This window comes from Paraburkholderia sp. BR14312 (assembly GCF_040948675.1).
In the GTDB taxonomy this organism is placed as follows: domain Bacteria; phylum Pseudomonadota; class Gammaproteobacteria; order Burkholderiales; family Burkholderiaceae; genus Paraburkholderia; species Paraburkholderia nodosa_A.
Window position 1 is genome coordinate 96,919 of record NZ_JBFPKI010000003.1, and the last position, 21,961, is coordinate 118,879.

Here is a 21,961-nt window from a genome sequence, read left to right on the forward strand (position 1 = left end):
GGGGGCGCCCCACGGCGTGTCGACTACGCCGCAAGCGGCGCGAGGCGCGATTGAGGGATAATAGCGGATTGCGCCCGCCGCGCGCTCTGCCCCAATTCCCGTTTTCGGGGGACGCAGTCAGGACCCGACGTTGACAGGCAAGCACGCGCGCCCGGCTCCGGTTTCACGCGCTTTTTTAACGGCGCTTTTCCAGTTGCACCATGCGTATCCTCAATCTCTCCGCTTACCAGTTCGCCACGCTCGACAAGACCGCCGAGTGGCGTCCGCTCGTGCTCGAGCGCTGCCAATCGCTCGATTTGCGGGGCACGATCCTGCTCGCGCCGGAAGGCATCAACCTGTTCGTTGCCGGCGATGAAGGCAACGTGCGCGCCTTCATGGACTACATCAATCACGATCCGCTCTTCGAGGGCAAGTTCGCGACGCTGCGGTTCAAGGAAAGCCTCTCGGAAACGCGGCCCTTCAACCGCATGCTCGTGCGCCTGAAGCGCGAGATCATCACGATGAAGAAGCCCGCGATCCGTCCCGAGGAAGGCCGCGCGCCTTCCGTGGCGCCCCTCGTGCTCAAGGAGTGGCTCGACCGCGGCTTCGACGACGAAGGCCGCCCCGTCGTCATGCTCGACACGCGCAACGCGTTCGAAATCGACGTCGGCACGTTCGACAAGGCGCTCGACTACCGCATCGACAAGTTCAGCGAATTCCCCGGCGTGATCGAGGCGAACCGCGCCGACCTCGAAGGCAAGACGGTCGTGTCCTTCTGCACGGGCGGTATTCGCTGCGAAAAGGCGGCCATCCACATGAAGGAAGTGGGCATCGAGCACGTGTACCAGCTCGAAGGCGGCATTCTCAAGTACTTCGAGGAAGTGGGCGGCGCGCACTACAACGGCGACTGCTTCGTGTTCGACCAGCGCACCGCGCTCAATCCGCAGCTCGAACCGACGGACACCGTGCAGTGCTTCGCGTGCCGCGCCGTCGTGACGCCGCAGGAGCAGGCTTCGCCGCTCTACGTGGTGGGCAAGAGCTGCCCGGCGTGCCATCCTGAGCGCGCAGGCGCACCGGATGCAGCGGCTCAGGCTGCCGCTTAAGCCACGCGCGTGAGCGCAACGCCGCAAGGGTATCGCGGGCGCTTCGCGCCCTCGCCCACTGGCCCGCTGCATTTCGGCTCGCTCGTCTCGGCGCTCGCGAGCTGGCTCGACGCGCGAGCGCACGGCGGCGCCTGGCTCGTGCGTGTGGAGGACATCGACGGCCCGCGCACCTTGCCGGGCGCAGCCGAGGACATTCTCGCGACGCTTGCGGCCTTCGGCTTTCACGCCGACGAGCCGCCCGAATGGCAGAGCCGCCGCACCGGTCTTTACTGCGCGGCGCTCGACCGGCTGATCGCCTCCGGCGACGTCTATCCGTGCGGCTGCACGCGCAAGGAAATCGCCGATTCGCAACTGCGCGCGCATCAGCGCAACACCACGCTGATCTATCCGGGCACCTGCCGCGACGGCCTGCACGGTAAGCCCGCCCGCGCGTGGCGGCTGCGCGTGCCTGACGAAGACGCTGTTGACGAACCTGCGGGCGCAGCCGCCAATCCCGCACTGATCCGCTTCGACGATCGCTGGCAAGGCCCGCAGCACCAGAATCTCGCGACCGAAGTCGGTGATTTCGTGCTGCTGCGCGCGGACGGCCAGTGGGCCTACCAGCTCGCCGTCGTCGTGGACGACGCCGACCAGCGCATCACACACGTGGTGCGCGGCGCGGACCTGCTCGACTCGACGGCGCGGCAAATCTGGCTCCAGCAGTGTCTTGGCGTGCCGACGCCCGCGTATCTGCATGTGCCGGTCGTCACGAACGCGGATGGGGAAAAGCTGTCGAAGCAGACCGGGGCGCAGGCGCTCGACGCGTCACGCCCGCTGGAAACGCTGATGGCCGCCGCACGGCACCTGGGCCTCGAATTGCACGATCCCGCGCCCGCGACGCTCGCAGCGTTCCAGCTGGCCGCGATCGACGCGTGGAAGCGGCGGCTCGTGCAATTGCCAGCCGCATAAACAAAAACGGCATGCCGCCAGGAGCGACATGCCGTTTTTTTTGCGTCGCGCGATTCTTTCGCGCTCGAACTCAGCTCGAAGACGACGTCGGCTTGTTGCGCCACGACGACCCGAGGCCGCCCAGCAGCGCCGCGAGCGGCTGCTTCGATTGCTGCTTCTGCGGCGCGGCGTTCGCGGGCTTGTCTTCCACCTTGCTGCGCGCGCTCGCCGAAGGCTCGTAGGGCTTCAGGAAAAAGTCGTCGATCGGCTGCGAACGATGGTGATGCGGGCGCTCGAACGAGGCCGCGCGGCGGTGCGTGCCGCGCTCGCCACGTTCACCGCGGCCTTCGCGGCTTTCATAGCCGTCGCGCTCGCGGCGCCGGCCGCCACCCTCGTGATGCGCCACCGGCACGTCGACCACGAGGCGCTCCACGGTCAGCGGGCGCTTGATGAGCTTCTCGATATCGGCGAGCTGCTTCTTCTCGTTCGGGCTGCACAGCGACAGCGCGTCACCCGAGGCGCCTGCACGGCCGGTGCGGCCGATCCGGTGCACGTAGTCTTCGGCGTTGAACGGCAGGTCGAAGTTGATGACGGCGGGCAGTTCGGCAATATCGAGGCCGCGCGCGGCCACGTCGGTCGCCACGAGCGCTTCGATTTCGCCGCGCTTGAAGGCGTCGAGCGCCTGCATGCGCTCGCTCTGCGTGCGGTCGCCGTGGATCGCGGCCGCGACGATGCCCTGCTTTTCGATCTGGCGCGCAAGACGGCTCGCGCCGATCTTGCTGTTGCAGAACACGATCACCTGCTTCAGGCCCCGCTCGCGGATCAGTTGAACGACCGCGCCGGTCTTGTCGCCCTCGGCGACTTCGTACACCACCTGGGTGACATTGGTCGCGGTGGAGTTGCTGCGCGCCACCTCGATGGTCTGCGGCGTGCGCAGATAGGTCGCGGCAAGCTTCTTGATCTCGCCCGAGAACGTGGCCGAGAACAGCAGCGTCTGGCGCTCCTTCGGCAGCAGGTTCAGGATGCGCTGCAGGTCGGGCAGAAAGCCCATGTCGAGCATGCGGTCGGCTTCGTCGAGCACGAGCATCTGCACCTGACCGAGGCTCGTGGTCTTCTGCTGCACGTGGTCGAGCAGGCGGCCAGGCGTCGCGATCAGGATTTCCACGCCGCGGCGCAGCTCGTCGGACTGCGGATTCATGTCGACGCCGCCGAACACCACCGCGCTGCGCAGCGGCGTGTGCTGCGCGTAGGTGCGCACGTTGTTGGCGACCTGGTCGGCCAGCTCGCGCGTCGGTGTGAGAATCAGCGCGCGCACGGGATGCCGTGCGGGCGAGGCGCTCGTGCTCGCCAACGGCAGGAGGCGTTGCAGGATCGGCAGCGAGAAACCCGCCGTCTTGCCCGTGCCAGTCTGCGCTGCAGCCAGCACGTCGCGGCCCGTGAGCACCACGGGAATCGCCTCCGCCTGGATCGGCGTGGGCGTCGTGTAGCCCTGCTCCTTGATGGCCCGGAGGATTTCGGGGGCCAGACCAAACTGGTCAAAGTTCGCAATGCTGGGCGTGACGGCTGTGTCGGACATGGTGGCTTCGCTATAAAGGCGCTATTCGCGCAAGGCGCGGAAGCGCCTCAAATGGTCACTGCTGGGCATTGCAGGTCGATGCAAAGGCGCCGGACAACACGTCAGGCGCCCTCCTGCGACGGGCGGAACACACGCCCGCGAGGGCTTCCCGGCAAACGGATGGCCCGGGATGGCCCGTGGGACGACGAGACAATCTGCCGGGGACGGGGCGCTGGCTGCATCGCCGCGCTCGCTCGGGTTCAACCCAGCCAGACTCGCTCGATTCCAGATGGTTCCGGCGCCGTCCTCGTCTCTTGACGCGCGTGCGCACCGGATGTGTCAAAACGGCTCGATCGACCGTTCAGGCCGATCCAGCAAGCCTCGGGGCGGCTTGCTGCGTGCTTGCTGCCCGCTTGCTGCGTGCCTGCTGCCGGCGTTCTGCCCCCTCTGCGGCAGGCGCAAAGGGCCGAAAGGCCGGTATTGTAGCACCTTGGCATAAATCCCTATGGCAGCGGGCCATGCGTTCTGCAACATGGCGCACGGGAAATCCCCGCGCGCCATGCGGCGCAGAATCGCACCCTTTTTTCGCCAGCCCGCTGCACCCTGCTCACCACGTCTCGCGCATCACCATCAGCCGCAGTTCGGTCATATCCTCGATCGCGTAGCGCACCCCCTCGCGCCCGAGGCCCGAGTCCTTCACGCCGCCGTACGGCATGTTATCGACGCGAAATGACGGAATGTCGTTGATCACCACGCCGCCCACGTCGAGCCCGTCCCACGCGCGATGCGCGTTGGCGAGCGAATCCGTGAAGACGCCCGCCTGCAGGCCGAAATCGCTGTCGTTGACGATGTCGAGCGCTTTGCCGAAGTCGTCGAAACGCTCGAGGATCGCGACCGGCCCGAACGCCTCCTTGCGGTAGAGGTCGGTGTCGCGGCGCACGTCTTCGAGCAGCGTGGCCTCGAACATCGCGCCGTCCACCTTGCCGCCCGCGACGATCTTCGCCCCCGCGAGCACCGCGCTCTCCATCCAGCCCGCCAGACGCTTCGACTCGGATTCGGAGATCATCGGCCCGACGAAGGTTGTCTCGTCCTTCGGGTCGCCCATCTTGAGCGTCTTGACCTTGGCGATGAGCTTGTCGCGCAGCGTCTCGTAGATCGACGCGTGCACGAGAATGCGCTGCACGCCGATGCAGCTCTGCCCCGACTGGTAGTACGCGCCGAACGCCAGCCGGTCGACGACGTAGTCGAGCTTGCCGCCCTGATCGCCGTCGACGATAGCCGCCGCATTGCCGCCCAGCTCCAGCACCACCTTCTTCTTGCCGGCCTTCTTCTTGAGGTCCCAGCCCACCGCGGGCGAGCCCGTGAACGAAAGCAGCTTGAAGCGCTCGTCGGTGGTGAAGAGGTCGGCACCGTCGCGGTGCGCGGGCAGGATCGAGAACGCGCCCTTGGGCAGGTCGGTTTCCGCCAGCACCTCGCCGATGATGAGCGCCCCCACCGGCGTGCGGCTCGCGGGCTTCAGCACGAACGGCACGCCCGCGGCGAGCGCCGGCGCGACCTTGTGCGCCGCCAGATTGAGCGGGAAATTGAACGGCGAGATGAACGAGCACGGTCCGATCGGCACACGCTTCACGTAGCCGTGATAGCCCTTCGCGCGCGCCGAAATCTCGAGATTGACGATCTCGCCGTCGATGCGCACGCTCTCTTCGGCGGCCACGCGGAACGTGTCGATCAGGCGCGTGGCCTCGCCGCGCGAGTCGTTGATCGGCTTGCCCGCCTCGATGCACAGCGCCATCGCCAGCTCGTCGAAGCGCTCGCGAAAGCGCGTCACGCAATGATCGATCACGGCCTGGCGCTTGTATGGCGGGAACGCACGCATGGCGGGCATGGCGGCTTCGGCCGCCGCAATGGCCTCGTCGATCGCCTTCGCGTCGGCGAGCGCGACGCGCGTGGCGACTTCGCCGCTGTATTTGTCGGTGACCTCGAGGTCGGTATTGGCGGCAACGGCCTCGTTGGCCAGATAGTACGGATAAGTCGGTTTGAGCATGACGGGTTCTCCGTAAGTGCGGCGTCAAAGCTGCGCGCTCAGGCGCTTGATGTCGCGATTGAGCACGCGCTCGTTGTCCGAATAGTCGATGGGCACGTCGATCACATGCACGCCCGGTTGCGCGAGGCACTGCTCGACGAGCGGCTTGAGTTCGTCAGCCGAGCCCACGCGATGGCCATGCGCGCCATAGCTCTGCGCATAGTCGACGAAATCGGGGTTCTGCAGCGTCATCCCGTAATCGGGGAAATTCATGTTTTCCTGCTTCCAGCGGATCATGCCGAACGCGTCGTCGCGCAACAGCAGCACGACGAGATCGAGCTTCAGGCGCACCGCCGTCTCCAGTTCCTGCGAATTCATCATGAAGCCGCCGTCGCCGCAGACCGCCACGACCTTGCGTTGCGGATGCACGATCTTCGTGGCGATGGCCGAGGGCAGCCCCGCGCCCATCGAGGCGAGCGCGTTGTCGAGCAGGATCGAGTTGGGCTCACGTGCGCGGTAGTAGCGCGCGAACCAGATCTTGTACATGCCGTTGTCGAGGCACAGGATGCCGTCGTCGGGCATCGCGCCGTACACGTCGTGCACGAGCCGCACCGGGTACATGGGAAAGCGCTCGTCGTGCTGCCCTTTGGCGAGATGCGCCTCGAAATGGCGCTTGATCTCCTCGAAGCGCGCGAAGTCCCACGCGTGCTCGCGCGGTTTCAGGCTTTCCTTGAGCTGCCACACGGCGTTGGCGATGTCGCCCACCACTTCGATCTGCGGGAAATACACGGGGTCGACTTCCGCGCCGAGAAAATTCACGTGGATGACGGTTTTTTCTTCCGCGCTGCGCATGAAGAACGGCGGCTTTTCGATCACGTCGTGGCCGACGTTGATGATGCAGTCGGCGTGCTCGATCGCGCGGTGCACGAAGTCGCCGTCCGACAGCGTGGCGTTGCCGAGCCACAGCGGATGCGACTCGTCGATCACGCCCTTGCCCATCTGCGTGGTGAAGAACGGGATGCCGGTTTCGTCGACGAATTCGCGCAGCACGTTGCGCGTGGTCTTGCGATTGCCCCCCGCGCCGATCATGAGAAGCGGATGGCGCGCCTTGCAGATCGCCCCGACCGCGTGCGCGACGGCCTTTTCCTCGGCCACGGGCCGGCGGCTGAAGCTCTTGGGAATGGGCTTGCCGTCGCCCTCTTCGTCTGCCACGTCTTCGGGCAGCTCGAGATGCACGGCGCCGGGCCGCTCCTGCTCGGCCTGGCGAAACGCCTCGCGCACGAGCGCCGGAATGTTGCCGATGGAGACGATCTGACGCGCGTACTTGGTGAGCGGCTCCATCATGCGCACCACGTCGACGATCTGGAAGTGGCCCTGCTTGCTCGACTTGATGGGCTTCTGGCCCGTGACCATCAGCATGGGCATGCCGCCGAGCTGCGCGTAGGCCGCGGCGGTCACGAAGTTGGTGGCGCCGGGTCCGAGCGTGGCCAGACACACGCCGGTGCGGCCCGTCAGCCGTCCGTAAGTGGCGGCCATGAAGCCCGCGGCCTGCTCGTGGCGCGTGACGATCAGACGAATCTTCGAGCGCCGCAGCGATTCGAGCAGATCGAGGTTCTCTTCCCCTGGAATACCGAACACATACTCGACGCCTTCTGCTTCGAGCGCCTTCACGAACAGATCCGATGCTTTCATCGACCACCTCGCTGGCAAGAGCGTGGCCGGCGCGCGGGCGGCAGCCGGCCTTCGCGAACAGGCCGTCAGGTTACTACCGAGAGGCGCAATGCGTCGTGAAGCGTGCGTTCGGCGTCAGCGCATGATCGTCGCGCAGCCCGAGAGCACCGGCTTCGAACTTGCGTCGGAGGTGACGTCGTAGAGATCGGCGCCGGGTCCCTTGGTCCACCACGTGTAGCGGTCGGCGACGTACTTCACGCCCGAAGCCGCGATCACGCCGACGAAAAGGAGCTTGCGGCCTTTCACCGGCACGAGCGCGAAGCTCTGGCCGTTGGCCGCGTTCAGATAGGTGACCTTGAAGGTCTTGCTGTTGGCGCAGGTGTAGCTGAACGTGTGGCGCGACTGCACCTGGATGTCACGCACTTCGAGCGGGGCCGCCGCGTTCGCCGCGCTCACGTGGAGCGCGGCGGCGAGACCGCACGCTGCCGCCAACCGGATTGCACCGCTTCGAGCATCGATCATCGTGTTCTCCGTGGGTTGCGTTGGCGCCGCGCTATACGCTCACTGCGCGCTCACTGCGCAGCGTCGCCCGGCACGGGGCGCACCGCCGCAGCCGCTTCGCGAGCGCGCGAGCGGGCCTCGTCGGTGTCGGCGCCCGTGGCGAGCGCGACACCCATGCGGCGCTTCACGAAGCTCTCGGGCTTGCCGAACAGGCGCAGGTCCGCGCCCGGCACGGCCAGCGCCTGCGCCACGCCTTCGAATGCGATGCCGCGTGCGTCCATGCCGCCGTAGATCACGGCCGAGGCGCCCGGACCGCGCGCCGTCGTATCGACGGGCAGGCCGAGAATCGCGCGCGCATGCAGTTCGAACTCGGAGAAGCGCTGCGACGCGAGCGTGACGAGCCCCGTGTCGTGCGGGCGCGGGCTCACTTCCGAGAACCACACCTCCTCGCCGCGCACGAACAGCTCGACGCCGAAGAGACCGCGCCCGCCCAGCGCCTCGGTCACCTTGTGCGAGATTTCGCGCGAGCGCTCGAGCGCCTTCGCGCTCATCGGCTGCGGCTGCCACGATTCGACGTAGTCGCCGTCCACCTGGAGGTGGCCGATCGGATCGCAGAAATACGTCTGCACCTGGCCGCTCGCCGGGTCGATGGCGCGCACGGTGAGCTGCGTGATTTCATAGTCGAAGTTGATGAAGCCCTCGACGATCACGCGACCGCGATTCACGCGGCCGCCCGCGAGCGCATAGTCCCAGGCGCGCTCGACATCGGCGTCGCTGCGCACGACCGACTGCCCCTTGCCCGACGACGACATCACCGGCTTCACCACGCACGGATAGCCGACCTTGGCGACGCCCGCCTTCAGCTCGTCGAGCGAATCGGCGAACGCGTAAGGCGAGGTGGCGAGGCCGAGCTCCTCGGCGGCGAGGCGGCGAATGCCCTCGCGGTTCATCGTGAGTTGCGCGGCGCGCGCGGTGGGGATCACCTCGGCGACACCCTCGGCCTCGACGGCGGCGAGCGCGTCGGTGGCGATCGCTTCGATTTCGGGCACGACGAGATGCGGGCGTTCGGCGTCGATGAGCGCGCGCAGCGCCTTGGGATCGGCCATGTCGATCACGTGCGCGCGATGGGCGACCTGGTGGCCGGGCGCGTTTTCGTAACGATCGACGGCGATCACCTCAACGCCGAGACGTTGCAGCGCGATGATCACTTCCTTGCCAAGCTCGCCCGCGCCGAGCAGCATGACACGGGTGGCGGAAGCGGAAAGCGGCGTGCCGATGCGGGGGCGGGTTTGCATGATGTCTCCAGAATGGCGGTATGGCGCAAATGCGTAAGAGCGCCGATGTTAACACGCGGCCCTGCCGCGGCGCGGCGCTTTGGCGCGTCGGCGGCCGCCCGCTTCCAGCACGGCGCACGCACGTTTGCGCTCGCATGCTGCAGCGCGGTGCGTTACGCTTACGCCTTCGTCGATTACGAGGAACGATGCGATGCCTATTAGCCAGACGGCGAGCCAGACGCCGATCCAGGCACCGAGCCAGAGCCCGCGCATGACCATGCGCCAGCGCCCGCGCCCTGCCCGAGGCGAATTCGCGCGAAAGCTGGCCTCGCGCACGGCGATGCTCGCTGCGGCCCTGCTGGTGTGCGCGTGCAAGCTGCCCGTGCACACGGACGCCTCTGCGCCGCTGCCCGATCCGTTCAACCCCGCCACGACGCAGCTGCTCGACAACACGCACTGGCAGCTCGTGGAATGGAAGCGCGCCGACGGCACGATGCGAGCCCTGCCGGGCGGCCACGCCGATGCCGGCAACATCGAAAACCCCGACGCTCGCCCCATTACGCTCGACCTCTCGACCGAGAGCGGCCAGCGCCGCGCAAGCGGCTTTTCGGGCTGCAACCGCTATTTCGGCGCCTATACGCTCAAGAACGGCCTGCTCTCGTTCGGCCAGCTCGGCGGCACGCGCATGGCGTGCATCGGCGCGGGCGGCGATATCGAGGGCGCTTATCTGGAAGCGCTCTCGCATATCGCGCGCTCCGGCGTGCAGATGCGCCATCCGCAATCGCTCTTTCTCGTGCTCGAAAACGGCGACCGCCTGACGTTCGCCGAGCAGGGCGCCGAATCGGGCACGGGCCCGGCCGCGACGCCCGGTGCCGCCTCCGACGCCAAACCGGTGCAGTGAACGCTGCGCGCATGAGCCGCCGCGCCCTTGCCCGGCGCGGCGCTTTTTTTGTTGCGCGCGAACCAAACCGGCGCGCGCCGGGTCATTGGCGTGTCAGGCGCGCAACGCCTGCCGTGCCGCACGCAACACCGCCCTCAAGTGGATGGCGGCGCGCAGGGGCCGAGCGGTTACACTCCACACGTCGCACACCTTCTCTACGTACATCTTCGGCATGCACACGGTAGTTCCTGGCTGGTTCGGCGTTTCGGCCGTCTGGTTCATCCCCCTGATCTGGCGTCTCGTCAAGTCCGTGCTGCCGGGCGGCGCGGGCCTGCGCGGCCCTGGCACGATCCGTCTATGGCTCGGCTTCGTCGGCGTGCTCCTGGCGAGCTGCGTGCTCGAGGCGACGCTCATCGACATCGCCGGGTTCAACGCACTCGGCCACGCGCTTTCGGGCGGGCTCGGCAAGCTCATCGGCCACGTGGCCGCGCCGCTCGCGATGACGGCGCTTCTCCTCGTGAGCTTGCCGTGGCTGCTCGACTTCCATTGGCGCGAATTCCTCGCGTGGGCGGATATTTCGCTCGGACTCGGCCTGAACATCCGCGCCGCGCGTGACACTGACGACAGCCCGCACCGCGAACGCCGCAGCCGCCGCGCCGCAGCCGAAGAGGGACTGCCCGCACATGGCGCCGCTACCTTCAATCCGCCGATGCCTGGCGACGGCGCGCGGCGCAAACGACCGACGATCTGGCGCCCGCCGGCGCGTGACGCGCGCGAGGGTCGCGATAACCCGCGCGCAGCCGGTGCCATGGCTGCGGGACCTGGCGCAGCGTCGGCCGCTGCAACCGCACAGGACGCGTTTGCCGATGCCGGGTCGTGGCGCGCCGAACCGGGCTTCCGTGGTCCCGCCGATCCCGCCGCGGCGTGGGCGCGCACCGAACCGACCGCGACCGCCGACTGGCTGCGCGGCACGCGTGCGCCGGGGCAAACTCCGCCTGCGGGTGCGTCGCGAGCCCCGATGGAGCCGCCGCGCGCGCCGTTGCAGCCAGCAGCCGCGCCGCTCGGCGACGGGCGCCGCCAGCCGGTGCGCGGTGCGAGCGCAGTGCAGGACGTGGCGCCTGCGCAAGGGGTGCAGGGCATCCCTGCGCAGCCGTATGCCCCGTGGCGGGCGCAGACGCCTCAAACGCGACCGGCCATGGCCGCCGCGATGACGGGCGCGGCAGCGCGCACGGCTTCGGCTTCCGCGGTGGTGCATGGTGCGCCGCTCGCGGCCGGTGCCGCCGCAGCCGCCGCCGCCGCGCGCAGTGCCGCGTTCGGCACGACGCCGCCACCGCCCGATCCGCTGACTTCGCCGTTCGCACAACCCGTCATGCCGCGCCGCACGGCGCCGCCGCCTGCGGCAGGCAGCACGGCCGCGCGCGCCGCGGCCGCCGCACCGCCGCGCGTCGCGAAGCCACCGAAACCCTACGTCTGGCAAGGGCAGCCCGCGCGCGTGAACCCTCGCCCGCCCATGAGTGCGCCGCGCACGGCGCCGTTCGGCACGCATCCAGCCGAAACGCCGCCCGCGACGCCCGCCTACTCGCGCCTCGCGCCCACCAGCGCACCGCAGGCGCAGGCGCCGCTCTCGACGAGCGTGCTCGAAACATTGCGCTCGATCGAAGAGAACGCCGCGCGCTGGACCACTCTCGCCGGCGCGAGCCTCGCACGCCGCACCCTGGACGAAGCGGGTACGCTCGCGGGCGAGGAACACACGCACGCGCAATTCCCGAGCGCATCGCCGGACATCGCGACGGCGGCGCTGCCGGTAATGCCTTCGGCCGCGTCGCTGGAAACGACGTCCGCTCCGGTCGCGCTGTCGGACGGCGACTACCTTTCGCCAAGCCCGGCTGGGCAATCGTTCGTGGAAATGCACGCCTCGCCGCAACCGGGCGACACGACGCCGGGCGCGACACCCGCTGCCCCCTACCCTGCCGCGCCTCAGAACGCGGCATCGTCCGAGCCGAATTCGGCCAGCGTCGGCTACATGGCTGCGCCGACTGCCTGGCAACCGATTGCTGAGCACGTGGACGAAGCCACGCACGGCGCCTCGAACGAGGCAACGCGCATCGAGCAGGTGCAAGCTGCGGCGGAGGAAGCTGCAACGCCTTCGGCGTGGCCGACACTGGATCACGGCATGCCGTGGATCCTGCTCGACGACGAACCGTCGGCTGCCGCCCCCGCCGAGACGCACACTGCCGAACCGTTCTTCACGTTCAGCCCGTCGACGGTGCAGGAGCAGGTGCGTGCGCCTGCGCCCGCAGCGGCTTCTCCCGTTGTGGCACCGGCGCCAGTGTCAGTGCCCGCAGCGACGCAAACGCCGGGCGCGGTAGACGCGCAGGCCGAGCAACCCGCTCCGACCGAAGCGCACGCTGCGCACGAAGCACACGACCCGCTCGACACAGCGGCCGCGTCGAACATCGTGCACTCCCCCCGCATCGCTCGCGAGACGCAGCCCGACGCCGCCGCGACGCCTGCACATGTCGCGCCGACGGTTACGCATGCGGCTCCCGCGACGCCGTTCGACGCAGCGCCTTCGCCGGTGGCAGAGCAGAAGGCGAGCGAGTCTTTCGCGCCCGTCGCGCACAGCGAATCCGCCAGCGTCGATGCATACCCTGCGTCGATGGACGAAGCGCAAGGGTTTGCGAACGAAACGGCTGAAGCCTTGCCGGCACCTGACGCGCCGGCGACTCAAGCAACGCCTTTTGACGCGACGCCCCTGTCCGCAGTGCAAGCGCCGGCACCCGCACCCGCAGCAACGCCGCCGTGGGTTGCCGAAACGCCGAAGCAAAGCTGTCCTGCATCGGCCGAGGCCACGCTCACGCCGACTCCCTCGCAGCCCGCGACGCCGGCTGCCACCCCACTCGCGGCGCCCTACCCCGCCATCGCGACCGAACCCGGCGCGGCGAGCCCCGACTTCGAGTCCGCACCCGAAGCAATCGAAGCCATAGAAGCCCCCGAGGCAGTCGAAGCTCCCGAGCCCGCAGTCCAGCGCGCTCCCGTGCGCGGCCACGCGCCCACGTCCTTCGTGTTCGAGCCGCTCAGCGCATCGGCGGTCGAACTGCCGGGGCTCGATCTGCTCGAGCGCGCATCGTCCGAGATCGAGCCCGTCTCCGAGCAGAAGCTCGCCGAAACGAGCCAGCTCATCGAGCAGCGTCTTCAGGAGTTCAAGGTCCCCGTGACCGTGGTCGGCGCCTCGGCGGGCCCGGTCATCACGCGCTTCGAAGTGGAACCCGCGCTCGGCGTGCGCGGCAGCCAGATCGTCGGCTTGATGAAGGATCTCTCGCGCGGCCTCGGCCTCACGTCGATCCGCGTGGTCGAAACGATTCCCGGCAAGACCTGCATGGGCCTCGAATTGCCGAACGCCCGCCGCCAGATGATCCGCCTCTCGGAAATCCTCGAATCGGCGCCGTACCACCGCTCGCAGTCGAAGCTCACGATCGCGATGGGCAAGGACATCGTCGGCCATCCGATCGTCACCGATCTCGCCAAGGCGCCGCACATGCTCGTGGCGGGCACGACCGGTTCGGGCAAGTCGGTCGCGATCAACGCGATGATCCTCTCGCTGCTCTACAAGGCGACACCCGAGGACGTGCGGCTCATCATGATCGACCCGAAGATGCTCGAGCTTTCCGTGTACGAAGGCATTCCGCATCTGCTCGCGCCGGTCGTGACCGACATGAAGCTCGCCGCCAACGCGCTCAACTGGTGCGTGGGCGAGATGGAGAAGCGCTACCGGCTGATGTCGGCGGTGGGCGTGCGCAATCTCGCGGGCTTCAACCAGAAGATCCGCGACGCGCAAGCCCAGGAAAAGAAGATCGGCAACCCGTTCTCGCTCACGCCCGAAGCCCCCGAGCCGCTCTCGCCGCTGCCGATGATCGTGGTCGTGATCGACGAGCTCGCCGACCTCATGATGGTTGCGGGCAAGAAGATCGAAGAATTGATCGCGCGTCTCGCACAGAAGGCGCGCGCCGCCGGCATCCACCTGATCCTCGCGACGCAGCGTCCTTCGGTGGACGTCATCACGGGTCTCATCAAGGCGAATATTCCGACGCGGGTGGCGTTCCAGGTGTCGTCGAAGATCGACTCGCGCACGATTCTCGACCAGATGGGCGCCGAGTCGCTGCTCGGCCAGGGCGACATGCTGTTCCTGCCGCCGGGCACGGGCTACCCGCAGCGCGTGCACGGCGCGTTCGTCGCCGACGAGGAAGTGCACGCGGTGGTGGAGTACCTGAAGCAGTTCGGCGAGCCCGAGTACGTCGAAGGCATTCTCGACGGCCCGGCGGCCGAAGGCGCGCCGCAGGACCTGTTCGGCGACTCGCCCGACGCCGAAGCCGATCCGCTCTACGACGAGGCCGTCGCATTCGTCGTGCGCACGCGGCGCGCGTCGATCTCGTCGGTGCAGCGGCAACTGCGCATCGGCTACAACCGCGCCGCGCGACTGGTCGAGCAGATGGAAACCGCGGGACTCGTTTCGCCGATGGGCATCAACGGCAGCCGCGAAGTGCTCGTGCCGGGCGGCGGCCAGGGCGAATAAGCAAGAAGGCGCGCCTCGCGCCTTCTTTCGTCATCTCAAGCCGTTACTGCGCAACGAACTTGAAATCGACCGGCGAGCCGATATCGATGCGCTTCGGGTTCGGCTCGAGCAAACCCGTCTGCTGGTCGCGGCGGAACACGTAGGCGGTATCGCTGTTCTGGTTGCCGACGATGAGCCACTGCCCGGTCGGATCGATCGCGAACTCGCGCGGCGACTTGCCGAGGCTCGACTGGCGCCCCACGCGCTTGAGCTTGCCGCTCTCGCCATCGACGGCGAAGATCGAGATATCGTTGGCGTCACCGCGATTGGAAACGTAGAGGAACTTGCCGTCCGGCGAAAGATGGAGCGCCGCCGCGCCCTGCGTTCCCTCGAAGCCCGGCTCCGCCAGCTTCTCCACTTGTTCCAGCTTCATGTGGCCATCGTGATACGCAAACACCGTCACGGTGGCGGCCAGCTCGCTCGTGAGATACGCGTGACGGCCGTCATTGCCGAAGATCAGATGACGCGGACCGCTGCCCGACTTCACATCGGTATAACGCCATTCGGTCGGGCTCACCAGGCCGCGGCTGCCGTCCGGCGTATAGAGATAGGTCCAGAGCTTGTCGGTGCCGAGATCCTGGGTGAAGAGATAGTGCCCATCCGGCGAAAACACCGTCGAGTGCACGTGCGCATTGTCCTGACGCCCCTTCACGGGGCCGCCGCCCTCGTGGTGCACGGTCAGCACGGACTCGCCCAGCTTGCCGTCCTGCTGCACGGGCAGGACGGCGAAGCTGCCGCCCGGGTCGGCCGCAACCGAGTAGTTCGCCACGAAGAGGTAGCGCCCATCTGGCGAGAGGCTCAGGTAGCACGGATCGTTGCCCTGCGCCGACACCTTGTTGAGAAACGTGAGCTGACCGCTTGCGGCATCGAAGCCGAACGCACTCACGTCGCCGCGCAAGCTGGCGGGACCGTTGTCGCCCGGTAGCTCGTTGACTGCGTAGACCAAGCGGTTGTCCTTGCTCACCACGAGAAACGACGGGTTCACCGTCTTCGCCACGCTGACCGGCTGCATGTCGCCCGTCTGCGTATCGAAGTGATAGACGTAGAGGCCCTCGCTCTTGCCGCCCGTATAGGTGCCGACGATCAGGTTGTAGACACCGCCCGCGGGCGCGGTCGTGGAAGCGGATTGCGCGAACGCATGCGTCGCGGCGACGGAAGCCATGATGACAACACCTTTGACGAGCTGGGTAAGGAGATGCGCCGGTCGGCCCTCAGCCCGGCGCGATCGGGAAAGGCTACCTGAACGGGCAGATAAGTGGGCCGATGAGCGGGAGGGCGTAGGCACGGCGTTTGCGGCGGCACGGCGAAGGAACATGTCGACCTCCTTTTTCTTGTCGATGCAGGGGAGCGGGTCGGCCCTCGTCGCAATGCCGACCGTATTCGCCCCGCTTTCGTCTGATACGTGGGACACCGGCCCAGTATAGGAGAGGTCGCGAGCGCCCGCCCCGCAAGCGCGCAGCGGCAAGTCCGGGCCAAAATCGAAGCAGCAACAAGCAACAAAGGCATCCACGCCAAGGTTCGAAACCCGCCGCAACCAGGGAGCCGTCATGAACATTCACGTCGCCATCGGGCCGCTCGTCGCGCTCATCGCAGGCATTCTGATTCTCGCCGTGCCGCGTCTGCTCAATTACATCGTCGCGCTGTATCTGATCATCATCGGGGTCATCGGGCTATTCGGCGTGGGCGGGCATCTGTGACCCGCTCAGGTCGCGCTCGACGGCGTTTGTTGACACAGGCGAGATGAGTATTTGCGCGTGCTGCTGCGCAAAACGCATTGCGCAGGCGGCCCCGCTGCCACTACTCTTGTGCGTGCATGCCGCACCGCTGCGGCAAGCGGCTTTCGTTTTCGAGCAACGCTGTCAATCTGCTTACTATGCCCGCACCCATTGAAGACTACGCATTGATCGGCGACGGCCACACGGCCGCGCTCGTTTCCCGCGCCGGATCCATCGACTGGCTCTGCTGGCCGCGCTTCGACTCCGGCGCCTGTTTTGCCGCCCTCCTCGGCACCGAAGAAAACGGCCGCTGGCTGATCGCGCCCGCGCAGCCCGAAGAGGGCGCGAAAGTCGAGATCAAGACCACGCGCCGTTATCGCGGCGACACGCTGATCCTCGAAACCGACTTCGAAACACCCGAAGGCGCGGTGACGCTCATCGATTTCATGCCGCCCGGCAACGGCTGGTCGGAACTCGTGCGCATCGTCGTGGGCCGGCGCGGCACCGTGCGCATGGAAAGCCAGCTCGTGCTGCGCTTCGACTATGGCTTTTCGGTGCCATGGGTGAGCCGCCTCACTTACGAGAGCGGCATCAAGGCCACGGTGGGCCCGGACACGGTCGTGCTGCGCACGCCCGTGGACCTCCAGGGCGAGAACATGCACACAGTGGCGCAGTTCGACGTGAAGGAAGGCGAGCGCGTGCCGTTCTCGCTTTCGTATGCGGCCTCGCACCTGCGTCTGCCGCCGCCGCGCGACCCGTTCACGGCGCTCGCGCGCACCGAAAACTTCTGGACCGAATGGGCCTCACGCAGCACCGTGGAAGGCCGCTGGGCCGAACCCATCCGCCGCTCGCTCATCACGCTCAAGGCGCTGGCCTACGAGCCCACCGGCGGCATCGTCGCGGCACCCACCACGTCGCTGCCCGAGCAGCTGGGCGGCACGCGCAACTGGGACTACCGCTACTGCTGGCTGCGCGACGCGACCATCACGCTGCTCGCGATGATGCGCGGCGGCTACTACGACGAAGCCCGCGCCTGGCGCGCCTGGCTGGGCCGTGTGATGGCGGGCTCGCCCTCGCAGTTGCAGATCATGTACGGGCTGGCCGGCGAGCGCCGCCTGCCCGAATTCGAACTCGACTGGCTGCCCGGCTACGAAGGCGCGAAACCGGTGCGCGTGGGCAACAACGCGGTCGGCCAGCTGCAGCTCGACGTGTACGGCGAAGTGATGAACGCGCTGCACCTCGCGCGCGTGGGCGGCTTGCAGGCCGACGACACCGCATGGTCGATCCAGTGCGCGATGCTCGAGCACCTCGAGACGATCTGGACCGAGCCCGACGAGGGCATCTGGGAAACGCGCGGCGGCCGCCAGCATTTCACGTTCTCGAAGGTGATGGCGTGGGTCGCCTTCGACCGCGCGATCAAGTCGGCGGAAAAATTCGAGCTGCCGGGGCCGCTCGATCACTGGCGCGAACTGCGCTCGACGATCCACGCGACCATTTGCGAGCGCAGCTTCGACAAGGATCTGAATTCCTTCACGCAGATCTATGGCGGCACCGATCTCGATGCGAGCCTGCTGCTCATGCCGCTGGTCGGCTTCCTGCCCGCGGCGGATCCGCGCATCGCCGGCACGGTCGCGGCGATCGAGCGCGATCTGATGTGTGAAGGTTTTGTGATGCGCTACCGCACCACCGAATTCAACGATGGACTGCCGCCCGGGGAAGGCACCTTCCTTGCGTGCAGCTTCTGGATGGTCGACAACCTGGCCCTGCAAGGCCGCATGGACGACGCACGCCACATGTACGAGCGCCTGCTTTCGCTCGCCAACGACGTGGGATTGCTCGCCGAGGAATATGACCCCATTGCGGGGCGTCTCGTCGGCAACTTCCCGCAGGCGTTCTCGCATGTGGCGCTCGTGCATACGGGCCTGAACCTCATGCGGCACGAACAGGAAATGGCGAAGGAGACGGGGCACCCCGCGGTCGGCGGCGCGTCGGCCGAACCAGCTGTTGCATCCGCATCGTAAATGTTCGAAAGCGCCTGGACGTTTTCGCGAGCTGGGGTACACTAGGGATGCTGCGTTGCACAACAGCCGGGCAAAAACAAGGCCGCCCGCGCCGCCTGGCAACGGGGCAAAACGCGTGTACCGCCTTGCAGCGCGCTTGCAGCCACGAGCTGCGAACGCATGCGGGTCCGCTCGCGCTAAAGCCCTCCGGGCGGCGGCCGATATACAACCTGACTGACCGACCAACCTTGCCGGCCCGCATCTGCTCCGCGCCTCAACCGCGCGCGACCCGGGTGCGAACCGCTCCTTGAAGATGCCGGAGCGCCCATGCTCTATCAAATCCGTGAATTCCAGCGCGCATTGCTCAGCCCGCTGACCGCCTGGGCCCAGGCCGCCTCGAAATCGTTCTCGAATCCGACGAGCCCGTTTTCACTCGTGCCGGGCGCCACGCGCTTCGCCGCAGGCTACGAACTGCTCTATCGCCTGGGCAAGGACTACGAGAAGCCCGAGTTCAACCTTCGCCAGATCGTGAAGGATGGCTTCAATATTCCGATCGTCGAGCAGACCATCATCGAGAAGCCGTTTTGCCGCCTGCTGCGCTTCAAGCGCTACGCCGACGACACCGGCGCCGTGGCCGCGCTCAAGGACGAGCCGGCCGTGCTCGTGTGCGCGCCGCTCTCCGGCCACCACGCCACGCTTCTGCGCGATACCGTGCGCACGCTGCTGCAGGACCACAAGGTGTACATCACCGACTGGGTCGACGCGCGCATGGTGCCGCTCGAAGCCGGTCCGTTCCATCTCGACGACTACGTTGCGTATATCCAGGAATTCATCCGCCATATCGGCGCGAAGAATCTGCATGTGCTGTCGGTTTGCCAGCCTACGGTGCCCGTGCTCGCGGCCATCTCGCTGATGGCGAGCCGCGGCGAGGACACCCCGCTCACGATGACGATGATGGGCGGCCCGATCGACGCGCGCCGCAGCCCGACCGCCGTCAACTCGCTCGCCACCGAACACTCGCTCGACTGGTTTGCGAACAACGTGATCCATCCCGTGCCGGCGAACTATCCGGGCGAAGGACGCGAGGTGTATCCGGGCTTCCTGCAGCACGCGGGTTTCGTCGCGATGAATCCGGGCCGTCACACCACGGCGCACTGGGACTTCTACAAGAGCCTGCTGCGCGGCGACGAAGAGGACGCCGAAGCACATCGCCAGTTCTACGACGAATACAACGCGGTGCTCGACATGGCCGCCGAGTATTACCTCGAGACCATCCGCACCGTATTCCAGGAGTTCAGTCTCGCTGAAGGCACGTGGGACGTGGCCGGCGAACGCGTGCGTCCGCAGGACATTCACGACACGGCGCTCTTCACGATCGAAGGCGAGCTCGACGACATTTCGGGCGCGGGCCAGACGCGCGCCGCGCACGATCTGTGCACGGGCATTCCCGAGGCAAACAAGCATCATCTGACTGCCGAAAAATGCGGCCACTATGGCATCTTCTCGGGCCGCCGCTGGCGCACGATCATTTATCCGCAACTGCGCGATTTCATCCGCCAGCACCAGCAGCCCGCCGCCCACACGAGCAAAGAAGCGTCTGCCCGCGGCCGCTCGGCACAGGGCGCTGTCGCCTGACGAAGGCTTGCGCTTCACTCGAGCGCACGCAATCCGCACCGGCAGCAGAATCCGCGCGCCGTCCCAGGACGGCGCGTGGCGTTTGTGGAGCGTGAAACGGCTTTGCGAATTTGCCGCGCGAGTCGTGCGCTATTTGCGCATGAGATACGCGAGCAGCATCTCCGTGTTGAGCTGAATGACTTCCGCGCGCTCGGCAGTCGTGCTGAAGTCGCGACCGAGCGTGGCGTTGAGCGTATAGCGGTTCGAGACGATGTAGTAGCCCATGCCCGAAAGCGTCACATAAAGACGCAACGGATCGATGCTCGGGCGGAACAGTCCCGCAGATTCACCGCGCGTGAGAATCGAACCGAGCGTCGCCACGATCGGCGAGATCATCTCGCGAATTCGTGTGGACTTCTGCATATATCGCGCCTCATGCAGATTCTCGTTGTTCACGAGCCGCAGCAGTTCGGGATTGTCGCGATAGTAGTCCCACACGAAATGCGCGAGCCGCGTGATCGCCTCGACGGGTGCAAGCCCCGAGAGATCGAGCGCGCGTTCGGCTTCATTGAGCGCGCCGAATGCGTGTTCGAGGACAGCTGTGAACAGTTGCTCCTTGCTGCCGAAGTAGTAATAGAGCATGCGCTCATTGGTTTCCGCGCGTCGCGCGATCTGGTCGACGCGTGCGCCGAACAGGCCGCCATTGGCGAATTCTTCCGCCGCGGCGAGCAGAATACGGCGGCGTGTGCCTTCAGGATCTCTTTTGATTTTTGGCTGATTCATGGTGGCAGGATCTCGTTAAGCCGCGTTGTCCGGTTTACGTTGTCGGGCAATACCGCGCCGGGCCTCTCCTCGCCCTGGTATCGACAACGTTGTGCGGGGCGCGCCAGGTTAATGGACAGACACCCTCCGACCTACGGTCTTGCGTTCCTTCTTGTTTGTTTGATGTCGTTGCGAGCCGACATCGTTCTTCCCCCTGTCTGCTTCGTGCGAAGCACGTCGCCTGCCGTGCCCAACATGTACCGCTTACGTCTATTGATTTCCCCTGGACTGCACGGTGCTTCGCATTAAGCGCTTTGATTATGGCACATGGCCCGCCGATGGCAATGCGGGAAATCGGCGATAATGCAGGCTTTGGCGCTGTGCGTGTGCGCCCTGCCAGACCAGGTGCAAAACCCTGCGCACCCAAGGTCGCGCCACCGCCCGCCCCGCCCCGATGTAGCGAACGTGAACGATCCCAAAACACTCGCAGATCGCATCGAAGATCTGCTGCCCCAGACCCAATGCACGAAGTGCGGCTATGACGGCTGCCGGCCCTATGCCGAAGCCGTCGCCGCCGGCACCGCCAACTACAACCAGTGCCCGCCCGGCGGCCTGGAAGGCGTTGAGCGCCTCGCGAAACTGCTCGGCAAACCCGTCATCCCGATCAATCCGGACAACGGCGTGGAGCGTCCGCGTCCGGTCGCGTTCATCGACGAACAGCTGTGCATCGGCTGCACGCTGTGCATGCAGGCTTGCCCCGTCGACGCGATCGTGGGTGCGCCCAAGCAGATGCACACCATCGTCAAGGATCAGTGCACGGGTTGCGACCTGTGCGTCGCGCCCTGCCCGGTCGACTGCATCGCAATGATTCCCGTTACGGGCGAAGCAACCGGCTGGGACGCATGGACGCAGCAGCAGGCCGACGAAGCCCGCGTGCGCCATGACCGGCGCGCCGCGCGCCAGGCTGCCGAACGCAATGCGGCCGAGGCGCGCGCCGCTGCACGCCGCGCGGCCACGAGTGCGCCGCAGGCCCAGGCAGCGCAGGACGCCGCGGTGCAAGCGAGCGCCGCGCAACCCGCAGGCTCCCCCGCCGATGATGCCGAAGCGAAGAAGAAAGCGATCATCCAGGCCGCGCTCGAACGGGCGCGCCGCAAGAAGGCGGAATTGGCCGAACAGGGTGTGGGACCGCGCAACGTCGAGCACGTGAGCGCCGACGTGCAGGCGCAGATCGATGCCGCAGAAGCGCGCCGCAAGCGTATCGGTATCGAGTCGAATACATCGGACTCGTCGACTGACGACGACAAATCCGCGCGATAGCGCTCCGCAACGCAACGCAAAGGCCCCA

The 21,961-nt window shown here is 66.9% G+C and carries 14 protein-coding genes and 1 pseudogene; 8 read left to right on the forward strand and 7 right to left on the reverse strand.

The annotated features are described in order from the left end of the window. Positions 1 to 200: 200 nt before the first annotated feature. Both AB3X98_RS09785 and gluQRS read left to right on the forward strand, forming a co-directional pair. The gene (locus AB3X98_RS09785) at positions 201 to 1,082 is read left to right on the forward strand and encodes a sulfurtransferase (RefSeq protein ID WP_368606726.1); all 882 of its coding nucleotides are present in this window, start codon (positions 201 to 203) and stop codon (positions 1,080 to 1,082) included. 9 nt (positions 1,083 to 1,091) lie between these two features. Next, complete coding sequence (gene gluQRS, locus AB3X98_RS09790; protein ID WP_368606725.1) at positions 1,092 to 2,030, forward strand: tRNA glutamyl-Q(34) synthetase GluQRS; 939 nt, start codon at positions 1,092 to 1,094, stop codon at positions 2,028 to 2,030. Positions 2,031 to 2,100: 70 nt separating this feature from the next. Here gluQRS and AB3X98_RS09795 read toward each other — a convergent pair whose 3' ends face one another. From AB3X98_RS09795 to purT, 5 genes are all read right to left on the reverse strand, one after another. Next, on the reverse strand, positions 2,101 to 3,585 hold the full coding sequence (locus tag AB3X98_RS09795) for a DEAD/DEAH box helicase (RefSeq protein ID WP_368606724.1): 1,485 nt from the start codon (positions 3,583 to 3,585) through the stop codon (positions 2,101 to 2,103). Positions 3,586 to 4,171: 586 nt separating this feature from the next. Further along, positions 4,172 to 5,608, reverse strand: coding sequence for an aldehyde dehydrogenase family protein (locus tag AB3X98_RS09800; protein WP_368606723.1), 1,437 nt, complete (start codon positions 5,606 to 5,608; stop codon positions 4,172 to 4,174). Between the two features lie 24 nt (positions 5,609 to 5,632). Continuing rightward, positions 5,633 to 7,279: an acetolactate synthase large subunit gene (locus tag AB3X98_RS09805; protein ID WP_069265347.1), complete on the reverse strand. Its 1,647-nt coding sequence runs from the start codon at positions 7,277 to 7,279 to the stop codon at positions 5,633 to 5,635. A 114-nt stretch (positions 7,280 to 7,393) separates the two neighbouring features. Continuing rightward, entirely contained in the window at positions 7,394 to 7,780 is a 387-nt protein-coding gene (locus AB3X98_RS09810; RefSeq protein ID WP_368606722.1) for an MliC family protein, read from the reverse strand. Between the two features lie 50 nt (positions 7,781 to 7,830). Beyond that, positions 7,831 to 9,054 carry a formate-dependent phosphoribosylglycinamide formyltransferase gene (gene purT, locus AB3X98_RS09815; RefSeq protein WP_368606721.1) on the reverse strand — a complete coding sequence of 408 codons (1,224 nt, stop codon included), beginning with the start codon at positions 9,052 to 9,054 and terminating at the stop codon, positions 7,831 to 7,833. A 319-nt stretch (positions 9,055 to 9,373) separates the two neighbouring features. Between purT and AB3X98_RS09820 the strand changes: the two genes are divergently transcribed. Together AB3X98_RS09820 and AB3X98_RS09825 are read left to right on the forward strand one after the other, a co-directional pair. Next, positions 9,374 to 9,934, forward strand: a complete 561-nt coding sequence (locus AB3X98_RS09820; RefSeq protein ID WP_342947992.1) for an META domain-containing protein — start codon at positions 9,374 to 9,376, stop codon at positions 9,932 to 9,934. Positions 9,935 to 10,145: 211 nt separating this feature from the next. Next, the gene (locus AB3X98_RS09825; protein WP_368610237.1) at positions 10,146 to 14,486 is read left to right on the forward strand and encodes a DNA translocase FtsK; all 4,341 of its coding nucleotides are present in this window, start codon (positions 10,146 to 10,148) and stop codon (positions 14,484 to 14,486) included. Between the two features lie 43 nt (positions 14,487 to 14,529). On the opposite strand, the gene AB3X98_RS09830 is transcribed toward AB3X98_RS09825, so the two are convergent. Beyond that, a complete protein-coding gene (locus AB3X98_RS09830; protein WP_368607072.1) occupies positions 14,530 to 15,840 on the reverse strand; it encodes a lactonase family protein in 1,311 nt (436 codons plus the stop codon). A gap of 232 nt (positions 15,841 to 16,072) precedes the next feature. On the opposite strand from AB3X98_RS09830, the gene AB3X98_RS09835 reads away from it, so the two are divergent. The 3 genes and pseudogenes from AB3X98_RS09835 to AB3X98_RS09845 form a co-directional block, all read left to right on the forward strand. Continuing rightward, positions 16,073 to 16,222, forward strand: a complete 150-nt coding sequence (locus AB3X98_RS09835; protein ID WP_081771773.1) for a DUF3096 domain-containing protein — start codon at positions 16,073 to 16,075, stop codon at positions 16,220 to 16,222. A 176-nt stretch (positions 16,223 to 16,398) separates the two neighbouring features. Next, on the forward strand, positions 16,399 to 18,261 hold the full coding sequence (locus AB3X98_RS09840) for a glycoside hydrolase family 15 protein (RefSeq protein WP_368607073.1): 1,863 nt from the start codon (positions 16,399 to 16,401) through the stop codon (positions 18,259 to 18,261). Between the two features lie 306 nt (positions 18,262 to 18,567). Next, positions 18,568 to 19,803: pseudogene (locus AB3X98_RS09845) on the forward strand (polyhydroxyalkanoate depolymerase); the annotation flags it as partial. Positions 19,804 to 20,004: 201 nt separating this feature from the next. Here the strand turns inward: AB3X98_RS09845 and AB3X98_RS09850 are convergent. Continuing rightward, a complete protein-coding gene (locus AB3X98_RS09850) occupies positions 20,005 to 20,637 on the reverse strand; it encodes a TetR family transcriptional regulator (protein ID WP_069265354.1) in 633 nt (210 codons plus the stop codon). 444 nt (positions 20,638 to 21,081) lie between these two features. On the opposite strand from AB3X98_RS09850, the gene rsxB reads away from it, so the two are divergent. Continuing rightward, positions 21,082 to 21,933: an electron transport complex subunit RsxB gene (gene rsxB, locus AB3X98_RS09855; protein ID WP_368607074.1), complete on the forward strand. Its 852-nt coding sequence runs from the start codon at positions 21,082 to 21,084 to the stop codon at positions 21,931 to 21,933. Positions 21,934 to 21,961 lie beyond the last annotated feature (28 nt).